This is a genomic window from Corynebacterium jeikeium (assembly GCA_003955985.1).
GTDB classification, from domain to species: Bacteria; Actinomycetota; Actinomycetes; order Mycobacteriales; family Mycobacteriaceae; genus Corynebacterium; species Corynebacterium jeikeium_D.
In genome coordinates, this window is sequence record CP033784.1 from 212,058 (window position 1) to 225,715 (window position 13,658).

Annotated in this window: 11 protein-coding genes, 1 tRNA gene, 1 other RNA gene and 1 riboswitch; of the genes, 12 read left to right on the top strand and 1 reads right to left on the bottom strand. The window is 60.9% G+C overall.

What is annotated here, in order from left to right; genetic code table 11:
• The first annotated feature begins 715 nt into the window (after positions 1–715).
• The 10 genes from EGX79_00905 to EGX79_00950 all read left to right on the top strand — a co-directional run bounded on the left by EGX79_00905 (position 716) and on the right by EGX79_00950 (position 10,040).
• A complete protein-coding gene (locus tag EGX79_00905) occupies positions 716–1,675 on the top strand; it encodes a tRNA glutamyl-Q(34) synthetase GluQRS (protein AYX80868.1) in 960 nt (319 codons plus the stop codon).
• 24 nt (positions 1,676–1,699) lie between these two features.
• On the top strand, positions 1,700–2,152 hold the full coding sequence (locus EGX79_00910) for a flavodoxin (protein ID AYX80869.1): 453 nt from the start codon (positions 1,700–1,702) through the stop codon (positions 2,150–2,152).
• Positions 2,153–2,220: 68 nt separating this feature from the next.
• Positions 2,221–3,459, top strand: coding sequence for a divalent metal cation transporter MntH (gene mntH / locus EGX79_00915; protein AYX80870.1), 1,239 nt, complete (start codon positions 2,221–2,223; stop codon positions 3,457–3,459).
• Positions 3,460–3,577: 118 nt separating this feature from the next.
• Positions 3,578–3,698: riboswitch (SAM riboswitch) on the top strand.
• Positions 3,699–3,708: 10 nt separating this feature from the next.
• Positions 3,709–4,062, top strand: a complete 354-nt coding sequence (locus EGX79_00920) for a hypothetical protein (protein AYX80871.1) — start codon at positions 3,709–3,711, stop codon at positions 4,060–4,062.
• 80 nt (positions 4,063–4,142) lie between these two features.
• Positions 4,143–5,663 (top strand): AMP nucleosidase, encoded by a 1,521-nt coding sequence (locus tag EGX79_00925; protein ID AYX80872.1) that lies wholly within the window; start codon positions 4,143–4,145, stop codon positions 5,661–5,663.
• A gap of 120 nt (positions 5,664–5,783) precedes the next feature.
• Positions 5,784–6,962: an HNH endonuclease gene (locus EGX79_00930; GenBank protein ID AYX80873.1), complete on the top strand. Its 1,179-nt coding sequence runs from the start codon at positions 5,784–5,786 to the stop codon at positions 6,960–6,962.
• Positions 6,963–6,999: 37 nt separating this feature from the next.
• Complete coding sequence (locus EGX79_00935; protein AYX80874.1) at positions 7,000–7,209, top strand: heavy-metal-associated domain-containing protein; 210 nt, start codon at positions 7,000–7,002, stop codon at positions 7,207–7,209.
• A gap of 20 nt (positions 7,210–7,229) precedes the next feature.
• On the top strand, positions 7,230–9,440 hold the full coding sequence (gene cadA / locus EGX79_00940; protein AYX80875.1) for a cadmium-translocating P-type ATPase: 2,211 nt from the start codon (positions 7,230–7,232) through the stop codon (positions 9,438–9,440).
• Positions 9,433–9,780: a metal-sensitive transcriptional regulator gene (locus EGX79_00945; protein AYX80876.1), complete on the top strand. Its 348-nt coding sequence runs from the start codon at positions 9,433–9,435 to the stop codon at positions 9,778–9,780. Before cadA ends, EGX79_00945 begins: the two co-directional genes overlap by 8 nt.
• A 174-nt stretch (positions 9,781–9,954) precedes the next feature.
• Positions 9,955–10,040 (top strand) — tRNA-Ser (locus tag EGX79_00950).
• Positions 10,041–10,157: 117 nt separating this feature from the next.
• On the opposite strand, the gene EGX79_00955 is transcribed toward EGX79_00950, so the two are convergent.
• Entirely contained in the window at positions 10,158–11,408 is a 1,251-nt protein-coding gene (locus EGX79_00955) for an IS1249 family transposase (GenBank protein AYX82665.1), read from the bottom strand.
• Between the two features lie 279 nt (positions 11,409–11,687).
• Here EGX79_00955 and ffs point away from each other — a divergent pair.
• Positions 11,688–11,782: signal recognition particle sRNA small type (ffs, locus tag EGX79_00960), an RNA gene on the top strand.
• Positions 11,783–12,099: 317 nt separating this feature from the next.
• The gene (locus EGX79_00965; protein ID AYX80877.1) at positions 12,100–13,569 is read left to right on the top strand and encodes a SulP family inorganic anion transporter; all 1,470 of its coding nucleotides are present in this window, start codon (positions 12,100–12,102) and stop codon (positions 13,567–13,569) included.
• Positions 13,570–13,658 lie beyond the last annotated feature (89 nt).

Consider the following 13,658-nt stretch of genomic DNA (forward strand, 5'->3'; position numbering starts at 1 on the left):
GATATCAAAGTTTTTGAGTGGCGCATGCCCCACCATTCCGAATTGACAACCGTTATGTATGCCAGTCGATCTAGTAGATACAATTCGGCCGAAATTATCGCGATTTTGGAAGTCGAAACGATAATTGCAAATATTCGCAGGTGCGCTGTATGTGGCAGTTTCTTCGTTAATGTGAGTGCGCTGGCCATCAATGCGGTGGAAGATTTGTCCGCCGGGAACTGGGATGTTTACCCCTCCAAATTGGTAGTGGAATGCTGGAATCCATGCATATCCTGAAGCACTTCTCACGGCGGAAGTAGCTGTCGATGTTTTGGGAACATAATCATATGATGCAGGGTTGTTGCTCTGTGCGCTGCCTCCAAAGACGGTTGTTCCCTGGTCGAGTAATGTGTCAGCGCTATGTGGGCTTGCGGAGGCTGTTCCTGGATGCATTGCGCAAAGAGATGTGACGGTAGCGCTTACAGCTAGGATTAATGATGTGAATTTACGACGGGTTATGTGTCCCTTTTTAGTCATTATTGAGTGTCCTCAAATATGTTTGATAGGCCGACATGGGAAAACTATAACAAAATAATTAATGTCCTATGGGGGTTAATGACGTTATTTTGGTAACCGTCTAATCTGGGGGTAGCCGATAGTCAATATGTAAGATTGTATGAACTTTAATTGGATGAAGGGATTGTCGCATTTCTTCTAGTCGGCTCGCTAATCTGTAATGGTGGCCAATTTAAAGCAAGTGATAACCATCAACTGTTCAACGCTCCTACCTCCCACCGGCCGCTACGCCCCTTCGCCGACCGGTCGGCTGCACCTGGGAAACCTGCGCACCGCAGTTCTCGCCTGGGCGCACGCCCGCGCGCAGGGTGGCCGCTTCATCGTGCGTATCGAAGATATCGACCGCCAGCGCTCCCGCCCCGAGTATGAGGTGCAGCAGCTCGCCGATCTCGAGGCCATCGGCATCGACTGGGATGGCGCCCCGGTCCGCCAGTCAGAACGCTCTGACCTGTATGAATCCGCGCTCGCCGACCTCACGCAACGCGGCCTGACCTATCCCTGCTTCTGCACGCGCCGCGAAATCCTCGCCGCCTCCTCCGCGCCGCATGGCGTGCCAGGTCAGTATCCCGGCACGTGCCGTTCGCTTGACGACGAGCACCTCGCCGCGAAGAAAGCCGAATTTGCGGCGGCGGGGAGAAGACCGTCGATACGCCTGAAATCGCAGGTGACTGAGGGGACCGCGACCGATGAACTGTATGGCGAGATTGCCGCTCCGATCGATGACTTTGTCCTTCAGCGTGCCGATGGCATGTGGGCCTACAACCTCGCGGTCGTCGTCGATGATGCCGAGCAGGGTATCACTGAAGTCGTGCGTGGTGATGACCTGATGTCCTCCGCCCCGCGCCAGACGTACTTGGCTGGTCTTTTGGGGTATGCGGCGCCTTCGTTCGTGCACGTGCCACTGGTGGTGAACTCTAAGGGGCGCCGATTGTCCAAGCGGGATGGCGACGTGACTCTCGGCGAGGTGTCCGTGGAGGCGGCGCAGCGGTGGATTTTGGATTCGCTGAGTGGCGGTAACGGTAGTGATGGTGGCGGGGGCGTAGAGCTCGACTCCATCGCTGACCTCCCGGAAGCCCTGCGTGCGGGTCTGGAAATTCCTCGCGAACAGGTGATTTTCTAGGGGCCGCTTCGTTACCCTCGGGACATGCCTACTCTTCTAGTCGTCCACCATTCCCCGACCCCGCTCCTGCAGGAGGTCTTAAGTCACGCGCTCGAGGGCGCCAACGATCCCGCGCTAGAGGGCGTGGATGTCAAGGTTGTCGAGGCTCTCGACGCCACCATCGATGACCTGACCAGCACTGACGCTATCCTGCTCGGCACCTCCGCCAACTTTGGATACATCTCCGGCGCGCTCAAGCACTTCTTCGACACCACCTTCCGGGAGGCGCAGGAAGTTACCAAGGGGCTGCCATTTTCCTACTGGATCCGCGGCGGCTTCGACACCACCGGGGCGGAAAACGCCATGAAAACCATCACGACCGGCTACAAGTGGGAGCTTGCGGCCGAGCCCGTCGTGTTTGTCGGTTCGCTTGACGACGACATCTCCGACCGCCTGGTAAATCTCGGTGGCACCATGGCTGCCCAAATTTTGGGCTGATTGAAGATTTAGTGTCGAGGCCGTGAAATAATGGCCGGGTGAATGATTCAGGGGCACAAGGGTCGCAAGTGACGTCGTCAAGCGAGAAAAACCGCAAGCCCATGATGAGTCTGCTGGGGCCTGCTTTTGTGGCAGCGATTGCCTACGTGGACCCCGGAAATGTGGCTGCGAACCTGTCCGCGGGCGCGAGCTACGGGTATCTGCTGCTGTGGGTGTTGGTGGTGTCCAACCTCATGGCGATGGTTGTGCAGTACCTGTCGGCGAAGTACGGCCTGGTGACGGGGCGGTCGCTGACCGAAGGTGTCGCCGACCGCTTCGGTTCGAACCGGCCGGGGCGGCTGGCGTACTGGGTGCAGGCCGAGATTGTGGCGGCAGCGACGGATGTGGCGGAAATTATTGGTGGCGCCACGGCGCTGTACCTGCTCTTTGGGACGCCGATGCTGCTTGGCGGTGTCATTGTTGGCGTGGTCTCGCTGGGGCTGTTGTTGCTTCAGGGTGGGCGTTCGCAACGCACTTTTGAGGGCGTGATTGTGGCGTTCCTGCTGGTCATTACGGTGGGGTTCCTGGCCGGGCTGTTTGTCACGGGCCTGAGTCTCGGGGAGATGGCCAGCGGAATTCTGCCGCGCTTCCAAGGCGCGCACACCGTGGTGCTGGCGGCATCCATGCTGGGTGCGACCGTGATGCCGCATGCGGTCTACCTGCACTCCGGGCTGGTGCGCGACCGCGAGTACAAGGTGGAAGATGACTCCTCGCTGCGCCAGCACCTGCGGGCCACGCGTATCGATGTCTTCGGTGCGCTCGTGCTGGCCGGGTCGGTGAATATCGGCATGCTGTGTCTTGCGGCCGAAGCGCTCCCGGGGGTGGAGGGGACTGACTCTATCGAAGGCGCCCACGCCGCTGTGACCAGCGCACTTGGTCCCGTGGTGGGCATACTTTTCGGCGTTGGGCTGTTGGCCTCCGGGCTGGCGTCGTCCTCTGTCGGCTGCTACGCCGGCGACCTGATTATGCGTGACCTGTTGAAAGTGCACGTGCCGATGCTGGTGCGCCGCATAGTCACCATCATTCCGGCGCTGCTCATTATCGCCAGCGGCGTGGAGCCGACCTGGGCGCTGGTGCTCAGCCAGGTGGTGCTGTCGATTGGTATCCCGTTTGCGCTGGTCCCGCTGGTGCGCATGACCTCCTCGCGTGCCGAGATGGGCATCTGGGCCAACACCCCACTACTGCGCCGGGTCGCGTGGGTTATCTGCGGGCTCATCATCGCGCTCAACGTGGCGCTGGTGGTCCTGGTGCTGACGGGGAAGGGGTAGTCAGCGGGCGAGGTGGAAGGCGGTAGCTTCCGGGGGTGGCGGGGTGGGGGGGCTTCGTCGTAAAGCGTGCGGGAGATGGTAGACAAAGCTGTCTAGTTGGTGTTAGGGTGGGCGACACGATCACAAGATATCGACGAGAAATGGCCTTTGACAGCGTCGATAGGCAACCGCCCGATTCGCGGACCCGGTGCCCCAAAGGAAGATCAGCCCCACAGACCGCCTGCGGGGAAGAGCGAATAGGAGCGCCAAATGCACACCACAATAAGCGACGTCCACATCATCCACCTCAGCCGTCACACCGCTGACCTTCTCGTCGACGGCCGACCCGTCGCCATCCGACTGCAAGAAGTCGACATCGACCCCCACTCCCGGAATCTCGTCCAACTACCCGTCGACCCCGCCTTCTACGCCACCCTCCGCGGCCAACAACGCGCCGACTACCTCAGCGCCCACGTCCGCGACGGCGTGCGCTACGGTCGCATCCTCTGGCACGAGCTTGACGACGGTCGCCACTTCCTCACCATCCCCACCATCGGCGGCTACCACGTGCACCAGGTCTTTGAGGTCCGCCGCAGCCGCGAAGGAGTGTGGAGCCGGCACTGAGCTGCTGGTTTCGTGCGCGTGCCTGGCGTGATGAGCGCGGCGCGGATGCGAGCGGGAAACTCTCCGCCTAGCCTTGGGATATGCAGGTACGAGACTCCGCAACACCCCCGTTCTGGCCCACCGAAGGCGAAGGCGACTTCTACACCGACGCCGCCGCAGCCGTCGACCGGCTCACCGAAATCCACCGGGCAGGGATGGCCTACTTAGTCGAGCAGTACACCGCCGCCACTAACGGAAATTCCGGGAGTGGGCCGGTGCGCGCCTACTACCCCGAACTACGCTTCACCGTCCCGGCCGGCAGCGCCGTCGAGGATGTCGACCCCTCCCTGTCACACGGCTTCGTCGACCGTCCGGGAGTGTATGCCACCACCATCACCCGCCCGGTGATGTTCCGCACCTACCTCATCGAGCAAATTACCGACCTGCTCGCCAACCACGGCGGCGAAGTCGAGGTGCGCGTCTCCGACCAGCCCATCCCACTCCGGATGTGCCGCGGATTCGACGCGGCCGCCGAGGAAGCGGCGGGGAGGGAAGGGGCGTCGGCAAGCATGCTGGCGGCAGTGGAGAAGACGTTTACCCCCATCGACTCCGCCAGCATCGACGACACCATCGCCGACGGCGAAGCCGACTACCTGGGCCTGCTTATCAAACCCTTGAGCCTCTTTACCGCCCAGCGCATCGACCTCGCCCTCCAGCGCCTCGAACACTACACCGGGTCGCACGCCGCAAACATCCAGCGCTTCGTGCTATTTACCAACTACCAGCTGCACACGGACGTGTTCCTCGAATACGCCGCCACCCTCACTCCCGGAAATCCGCACGGGTACACGGCGCTGGCGTGCCCGGGTGGGCAGCGCTACGACATCGGCGCCATCCCCACTCCCGGAGTTTGCCGTCAGCACGCGCACGCCTCGCAGATGCCGGCGTACCACTTGCTCCGCGACGACCAATGCGGCATCACCATCATCGACATCGGCGTCGGCCCCTCGAACGCCAAAACCATCACCGACTGCCTCGCCGTCACGCGACCGCACTGCTGGATGATGGTCGGACACTGCGCCGGCCTCGACGGCCGCATGCGCATCGGCGACATGATTCTCGCCAACGGTTACGACCGCGCTGACGGAGTCCTCGATAACTACGTGCCCCTGGAAAAGCCCATCCCGCCGATTGCGGAAATTCAGCTCGCCGTCACCAACGCGCTCGCCCGCGTCTCCGGGCTTTCCGGCGACGAACTGAAAAAGCGCCTACGCACCGGCACCGTGCTGTCGACCTCCGACCGCAACTGGGAGTGGCGCTCCCAGACCGACCTCTACCGGGAGCTGCAGAAATCCACCGCCATCGGCGTCGAAATGGAATCCGCCACCATCGCCGCCAACGGCTACCGCTTCCGCGTGCCCTACGGGGCGCTGCTCAGCGTCTCCGACATGCCGCTGCATGACAAACCCAAACTCCCGAAATCCGCCCGCGAGTTCTACCAGTCCTCCAAGGAAGAGCACCTCATGGCCGCCGTGCGCGCGTGCGAGGACATGGCCGCCGCTCCCGACACCCTCCACTCCCGGAAGTTGCGTCGGCCGGTGGGAGAGGTTGCGTTCCGGTAGGGCACTTTCGGGAGTGCGTCGTCAAGCCCGTTTGTGCAGATTGTGCATGCTTTACGACGGCTGTGGACAACGCCAAAAAGCGATTGAAGCCGTCCCCTCCCGGACGCTAGCCTTAGCCCCATGACGGCATTGGGACTGCTCAGCGCGCTGGCGACACGGGGGATTGACGTGCTCGCCGACCTGCGCGCCGCACTCCCGGAAAAATCCACCGGGCACCGGGAGTTGGCAGCCAGCATCGGCTTCGACCCCTTCCGGCTCAAGCGCCTGCTGCGCTGTGCGGAGCGACTGTTCGGCACGGTCGAGAAGGATGTTGACGTCGAATCCCGCGACAAGGCCGTCGCGATCGCCCGGGAGCTGAAGCTGTCGCTGGACACGGTCATGCAGATCGACAAGCGCTCCGGGCAGCTCAACAACGTCGAAATCCGGGAGTACTACCGCCTGGACTTCACCCGCGCCGCCGCGGCCTACGACTTCGAGGGCCTCGACACCTACATGCGCACCAAGGTCAAGGAGCTCAACCGCACCGACGAGCCGCCGCAGCACCTGCGCGCCCACGTCTCCCGGAATCCGGACATCCGCGGGATGAAGCATCTGCAGGTCACCGGTCCGGCGAACATGATTGACGACCTGGTCGCGCCGCTGACCGTGCGCGCAGCTGAAATCGCCAAAGCGCACGAGGATTACACCCGGGATCGGTGTGTCGGTCAGGCGCTGGCAGAACGCCTGGCACACGGGTCGGAGGGGCCGCTTGACGACGTCGACAAGCTCCGTTACCAGCCCGCGCTCATCGTAACCGCGCAAGACATCGTGGAGTACAGTCCGCGGTTTGCGGCGACCTCCAACGGCTCCGTCCTCACTCCCGGACAATTCGTCGAGGCATTGCTCGCGGACACCGGCTGGGTGCTGGTCTACGACGAGCACAACACGCCGACCGACCTACTCCCGATACACAACCCGCGCCTGGCGACGGAGGAACAGCGCATCGCGATGATCCTCGACAACCCCATCTGCGCGTGGCCCGGGTGCCCGCGCCCCGCCCACGCCGGGCAGGCCCATCACCTGGTCGCCAGGAAAAACGGCGGCGCCACGACTATGGAAAACATGGTCATGACCTGCAAAGAACATAACGCCGCCAACGATGACGACAGGCAAGGCCTCAACGGGCACCTCGAGCGTGACGACGGCTCCGGCGCGGTCTACCGCCACCCGCCGTCTCTGCACGCGCCGCCCGAATTCAACCTTGCCTTCCCGACAGCTCTCGCGGGGCGGGCCTACTCGGGCTACCGTCAGCGCGAATAGCTTTACAGATATACCCATAGGGGGTATATATTGGGGTATGGCTAATCAAACTTTTACTGTTACTGGCATGACATGCGGACACTGCGAGGCATCGGTGCGGGAGGAAGTCTCTGAACTCCCGGGAATCACTGATGTCCAGGTTGACCGCTCCCAGAATTTCCTTTCCGTGACCTCGGATGCAGACATTGACACCGCTGCCGTAATCGCAGCAGTGGATGAAGCTGGCTACAAGGCGGTCGCAAACTAAACCCCCAAAGAGGAAAGCGGATGTCTGAGCAGCAACTTCTCACCCTTGATATCCCCGTCGGCGGGATGACGTGTGCGTCGTGCGCAAACCGTATCCAACGCAAGCTGAACAAACTTGATGGCGTTAACGCGAGCGTGAACTATGCGACCGAGAAGGCGCATGTGGAGGCGCCGGCGGACATCAACCCGCAGCAACTGATCGACACAATCGTGGCAGCGGGGTACACCGCTGAGCTTCCGCAGGAGGAGCCCGAACAGGAACCGGGTGCTGCTCCCGAAGGGAAAGACCGGGAGCTGGAGGACCTGCGCAACCGAGTCATCGGCGCTGTCATCCTCACTGCTCCCGTCATCGCAATGTCGATGATTCCTGCCCTCCAGTTCACTAATTGGCAGTGGCTGTGTCTCACGCTCTCGGCGCCGGTCTTTGTGTGGGCCGGCTGGCCGTTCCACCGCGCGACACTGAAGAATCTGCGTCATGGCGAGGTCACCATGGACACGCTGATCACTATGGGGACGACCGCTTCGTTCCTCTGGAGTGTGTGGGCGTTGTTCTTCGGGCGTGCCGGGCTGCCGGGGCTCAAGCACGAGTTCCACTTCACGGTCACTCCTGGTGATGCCGATATGAACATCTACCTCGAGGCGATGGCCGGCATCATCATGTTTGTGCTGATTGGTCGTTACTTCGAGAAGCGCTCCAAGCGCAACGCCGGTCAGGCACTCCGGGAGTTGATGAAGCTTGGCGCCAAGGATGTCTCCGTTCTCGAAAGTTCGGGAGTGGAGAAGCGGCTGCCCGTGGAACAGCTCCGTCCGGGAGTGGTGTTCGTCGTTAGGCCTGGTGAGAAGATCGCGACGGACGGCGTTGTCGTGGAGGGCACGTCGGCGGTGGATGCGTCGATGCTGACCGGCGAGCCGATGCCTGTCGAGGTCGGCCCTGGCGATGAGGTGACGGGGGCGACGATTAACACGTCCGGGCGGCTGCTTGTGCGGGCGACGCGCGTGGGCTCGGAGACGCAGTTGGCGCAGATGGCAGCGATGGTCGAGGCGGCGCAGACGGGCAAGGCACCGGTGCAGCGGCTGGCGGATCGGGTTTCGGGAGTGTTCGTGCCCGCCGTCATCGCGATCGCCGCGGTCACGCTCGGTGCGTGGTTGCTCACGGGGCACGGCGCGAGTGAGGCGGTCACGGCCGCGGTCGCCGTGCTCATCATCGCGTGCCCGTGTGCGCTTGGCTTAGCGACGCCCACAGCGCTCCTGGTCGGCACGAGTGAAGGTGCCAAGGCGGGTGTGTTGCTGCGCGGCCCGGAGGTGCTGGAGTCGGCGCGGAAGGTCGACACGGTTGTGCTGGATAAGACCGGCACGGTGACTACGGGTGTGATGGAGTTGACGGAGGTTCCTCCCACTCCCGAAAATCTGGTGCCGCTTGCCGCTTCGGTGGAGGCGGCGTCGCATCACCCGATTGCGCAGGCTATTGTGCGTGCGGCGGATCCGGATTCTCTACTCCCGGTTTCGGATTTCCGGGATATTCCGGGAGTGGGGGTTGAAGGCACCGTGGGTGGCCACCGCATCGAGGTCGGTCGCTCCGGGGAAAATTCCGGGAGTGGGGGGACGGTGGTTGCGGTGCGCCGCGACGGCGAGCTCCTGGGCACGTTGGAGGTGTCGGATTCGGTGAAGCCGACGTCGGCGGCTGCGGTCGCGAAATTCCGGGAGTGGGGGGTGCGGCCGATTCTGCTGACCGGCGACGCCGCCGGCCCGGCGTTTCGGGTCGCAGATGAGGTCGGTATTGCTCGCGAGGATGTGATTTCGGGAGTGATGCCGGAGGATAAGGTCGCGACGATTGAGAAGTTGCAGGCTGGCGGCGCGTGTGTGGCGATGGTCGGCGATGGCATCAATGATGCTGCGGCTCTTGCGCAGGCGGATTTGGGCATGGCGATGGGCACGGGCACCGATGTGGCGATGGAGGCTGCGGATATCACGCTGGTGCGTGGTGATCTGTTGGCGGCTGCGGATGCGCTGCGGTTGTCACGCCGGACGCTCCGCACGATTCGTTCGAATCTTTTTTGGGCGTTTTTCTACAACGTTTTGGCAATTCCTGTCGCCGCGCTGGGGTTGTTGAATCCGATGTTGGCTGGCGCTGCGATGGCGTTTTCGTCGGTTTTTGTGGTCGGCAACAGTCTGCGTCTGCGCGGTTTTTCTCCGAGTCAACCAGCTATTCAAAAAGGAGTAACTCATGAGTGAGTCTTGTTGTTCGTCGCAATCGCATTCGCTTTACGACGATTCTTGCTGCCATGACACCACTGATCCCGGTTATCTCGCGGAGAAGCGGCGTTATGAATCCCGTATCCGTCGCATTGAGGGGCAGGTTCGTGGCATTGGTCGGATGATTGAGAACGAAGAGTACTGTATCGATGTTTTGACCCAGATTTCGGCGGTGAATTCGGCGTTGAAGTCGTTGGCGTTAACTCTTCTGGATGCTCACCTCCATCACTGTGTGGTGCATGCGGCTGAGGGCGGCCCGGAGGAGTTGGACGCCAAGCTGGAGGAGGCCTCGGCGGCGATTGCTCGGCTGGCTAAGTAACTCCCGGAAAAATTCCGGGAGTGGGGGGCGAAACAGCAGTCGGCAGTCGGCAACCGGAGTTGGTTGTTGTTGGTTGCACCGATTGCGCGGGAGTGTCGCTTAAATGCCTCGTTTTCCCTGGTAGGGGGCGCGTTTTGGGAAAATGAGGTTTGTTGGGTAGTCTTTAACGACGTTGGAGGATTCGACTAGCGGCCTATGTCACACGCCTGGAACGCGTGCGGGAGTCACATCCCTCGTGGGTTCAAATCCCACATCCTCCGCAGAGTGAAAACCCCCGGTTTACGCCGGGGGTTTTCTTGTATTTATGCAGGTGAGTGGATTTGCGGGTTAAGTGACAAAAAGTGTGTCCGCTCGGTGTGTCGCCGGGTGGGCCCTTTTTATCTCATGGGCCCTTTCCGGATTCCTATGTTGTGTTGGTATTCGGTTGGGATAGCGTTGTCGTAGAAGGCTGGTCGTCCTGTTTCGTGGTCGGCTTTGTTGTGGTCTTCTGGGACAAGATCGTTGACTTTGGCGAGTTGATCTTGTCCGTAATTGCACTGCCTGGCGATCTTTAGCGGGTCGTCAGGCAGTTGCGTTTTCGAGTGCAGGTACCACTCGAGCATTTTTCGTTGGCGTTCCCCGGACCTGCCGCGATGCGCGTCGGCGATGCGTTTGAGCTGGGCGTTGACGCCGCCTTCCAGACTGTTGGTTGTTGATGCCCAGCGCTGTGGTTCGAGTGCTTCTGGTGGTGGCTGCAGGTAGGTAAACAGCCAGTTATTGCGCGATAGGTGCAGCAGTGAGTTGTATGCCTTGCGAACTCGCAGGTGGGTCCATTCCCACTGGTTGTTGAGGGTGCGGCGTTCTTTGGGGAGGGGTGTTTTTTCGTTGAGGAATGCTTTGAATACCTGTCCGAAGTCATGCAGGCGCAGCGTCCACTCCCGTGCCTGGTCGAGTGTGGTGATACGGGTCAGTTTCAACGCCAGGGCGTAGATAGCTTTGCCTGCGTCGGTGCGTGGACGGCTGGTGGTGTAGCGACGGACCACGCGTTGGGCATGGACAAGGCAGCGTTGGATGCGGGTGGTTGGCCAGCAGGTTTTGATTGCTGAGTAGGCGCCTTGGCCACCGTCGAGGACAACGCATAGTGGTGGGGCGATGTTTTTGAGTAGTTGGGTGTAGGCGTGGGCGGTTTCGCGTTGTGTCCAGTGCCATGCGATGACGTGGTCGTGGCTGGCTGCCACAAGTAAGCAGCCAGCGTCGGTGTAGGTGCCGTCGATGAAGATTTGGTCGTAGACCCGGTTGGGATCGGGGGTGTTAGGGACATCGATAAGCCACAATGAGGTGAACCGGCGGTCGAGTGTGCGCCGGGAGACATTCAAGGTGTCGGCCACCTTGGTTAAAGAAGCAGTGCCGGTGACGTAGGTGTGAAACGCTTTGAAATCCCGGGTGTGGGTCTGATCGGGGCGGTGTCGTGTTGTTGAGCATCCGCAGTCAGGGTTTTTGCATCGCCACCTGGTTGTCCCTTTGGTTGTGGTGCCGTTTTTCTTCATTTGCCCAGCGCATATAGGGCATCGGGGTCTGTTTGGAGTCACCCAGAAAGACAACCAGGCCCCTGTTACCACATGCAGGAGCCATTCCGGTGGATTGAGCAAGAAACGGGCCTGAATAAGGTCTGGAACCTTATATAAGCCCGTTTTATGCGGCCTGACCAGCAAATAGGCTGAAAATCAGACACACTTTTTGTCACTTAACCCGGATTTGCAGTGTATGCCGGGGGCTGCGGGGAGGCGGGGAACTGTCATGAATGCTGTCACGAAACTGGTGACGAATCCGTGGTGGCAGTGCGCTGATTAGTGTGGCAGTTCTTCGCTGAACGGTGCGGCGAGCGCTAGCAGTGTGACTTTTTGCCTGGGCCTGTAGTAGGCTGTCTTCACGGATCCCATGTGGCGTCCATCTCGTGAACTCCCCCAGGGCAGGAATGCAGCAAGGGTCAGCGAGCTCTGACGGGTGCGTGGGGTCCCCTTTTTTTATCCCCGGCGTTCTTCTGGCACTTATGGCTAGGTTTCGGGCACTTATCGGCGGTTTCCTGTGACCTATCGATGTTTTTTCGGCACTTATCCCCGCGATATTGGCCAGGCCATTTCACCTATCGATGAGCTATTCACTTATGGCCACGCTGCAGCGCATCGATAGGTGAATACCTTGGCCACAAGTGGTCGCGTTCGCTGGTCTGGAAGAATACTGTGCATGAGCGATGCAGACGACACGCGAGTACCACCACAGACAACACGAGAACCGCTAGAAACACCAGAACCACCCGAAACCCGAGAAACCCCAGCCCCAATGGGCGTGTGGGACTCCTTCCGGTTCGCAGTTTCTTCACCGAAGCGCCTGCGCACCGAGCTGCTGGCCGGTGCTGCGGTGTCGTTCGCGCTGATCCCCGAGGTCATTTCGTTTTCCATCTTGGCGGGCGTGGACCCGGCGGTGGGGCTGTTTAGCTCGGTGATTATGGCCATCGTGATTGCCTTTACGGGTGGTCGCCCGGCCATGATTACTGCTGCCGCTGGTTCGGTTGCGCTCGTCGTCGCGCCGTTGTCGCGGACGTACGGGATGGATTACCTCATTCCAACGGTGCTGCTCGCGGGTGTGTTGCAGATTGCTTTTGCGGCGCTGGGTATCGCTAAGCTGCAGCGTTTCATTCCGCGCGCGGTCATGATTGGCTTTGTTAACGCGCTGGGTATCCTCATTTTCACTGCGCAGCTCGAGCATCTCATCGATGTGCCCTGGTTGGTGTATCCGCTGGTCGCTCTGGGTATTGCGATTATGGTGTTCCTGCCCCGCGTGTTCACCGCGATTCCGGCTCCGCTGGTAACGGTGATCGTCGTCACGCTTGTTGCGGTGTTGGCGAATTGGCGCGTGCCGAACGTGAGCGATATGGGCGAGCTTCCGGAATCCCTCCCGCAGCTGCTGATCCCGAATGTGCCCCTGACCTGGGAGACTCTGCAGCTGATTGCGCCGTATTCGGTGGGCGTGGCGATTGTCGGCATCATGGAATCGCTGATGACGGCGAAGCTCGTGGACGACATCACCGACACGCATTCGGACAAGACCCGCGAGACGTGGGGGCTGGGTGTGGCGAACATCGCGGGCGGTTTCTTCGGCGGTATCGCTGGCTGCGCGATGATTGGTCAGACGATGGTGGGTGTGAAGGAATCGTCGGGACGCACTCGCTTGACGACGCTCTTTTCCGGTGTCTTCCTGCTCATTCTGGTCCTTCTGCTCAGTTCTGCAGTTGGAGTGATTCCGATGGCGGCGCTGGTTGCGGTGATGGTCGTGGTGTCGGTGGACACGGTCGATTGGCGCTCGATTTCCCCGCGGACGTTGCGCCTGATGCCGCGTTCGGAGACGGCGGTGATGCTGGTGACGGTCATCGCCACGCTGGCGACGGATAACCTCGCCATCGGGGTGATTTTGGGTGTGGTCGTGGCGTCGCTGATGTTCGCGCGCCGTGTCGCTCACCTGGTCAGGATTGAAGTGCTTGACGACGATCCCAGCGCCCACTTCCGGACGTACAAGGTGCGGGGTCAGTTGTTCTTCGCCTCCAGTAACGACCTGGTGTACCAATTCGACTACACCGATCCTGCGCAGCGGATTGTCATCGATATGTCGGAGGCTGAGATTTGGGATGCCTCCACGGTGGCGGCGTTAGATTCCGTGAGGGTCAAGTTTGCTGACCGGGGCAAAGAGGTAGAGATTATCGGCTTGGAGGGGCCGAGTAAGCAGCGTCTGGATGCGCTGTCGGGGAAGTTGTAGAAATCCCAATCCGGGGTATGCCTTACACTTGGTTGCAAAGCCGGATGCGGCGCGGGGAAAAAGCTTTCCGTGCCAGTTTTGTCAGGTTT

Excerpts from the sequence above, each read along its gene's own strand:
- EGX79_00925 (AYX80872.1), top strand. The coding sequence starts at position 4,143 with ATGCAGGTACGAGACTCCGCAACACCCCCGTTCTGGCCCACCGAAGGC.
- EGX79_00930 (AYX80873.1), top strand. The coding sequence starts at position 5,784 with ATGACGGCATTGGGACTGCTCAGCGCGCTGGCGACACGGGGGATTGAC.
- EGX79_00920 (AYX80871.1), top strand. The coding sequence starts at position 3,709 with ATGCACACCACAATAAGCGACGTCCACATCATCCACCTCAGCCGTCAC.
- EGX79_00905 (AYX80868.1), top strand. The coding sequence starts at position 716 with ATGGTGGCCAATTTAAAGCAAGTGATAACCATCAACTGTTCAACGCTC.
- EGX79_00945 (AYX80876.1), top strand. The coding sequence starts at position 9,433 with ATGAGTGAGTCTTGTTGTTCGTCGCAATCGCATTCGCTTTACGACGAT.
- EGX79_00965 (AYX80877.1), top strand. The coding sequence starts at position 12,100 with ATGGGCGTGTGGGACTCCTTCCGGTTCGCAGTTTCTTCACCGAAGCGC.
- EGX79_00910 (AYX80869.1), top strand. The coding sequence starts at position 1,700 with ATGCCTACTCTTCTAGTCGTCCACCATTCCCCGACCCCGCTCCTGCAG.
- EGX79_00935 (AYX80874.1), top strand. The coding sequence starts at position 7,000 with ATGGCTAATCAAACTTTTACTGTTACTGGCATGACATGCGGACACTGC.
- cadA (AYX80875.1), top strand. The coding sequence starts at position 7,230 with ATGTCTGAGCAGCAACTTCTCACCCTTGATATCCCCGTCGGCGGGATG.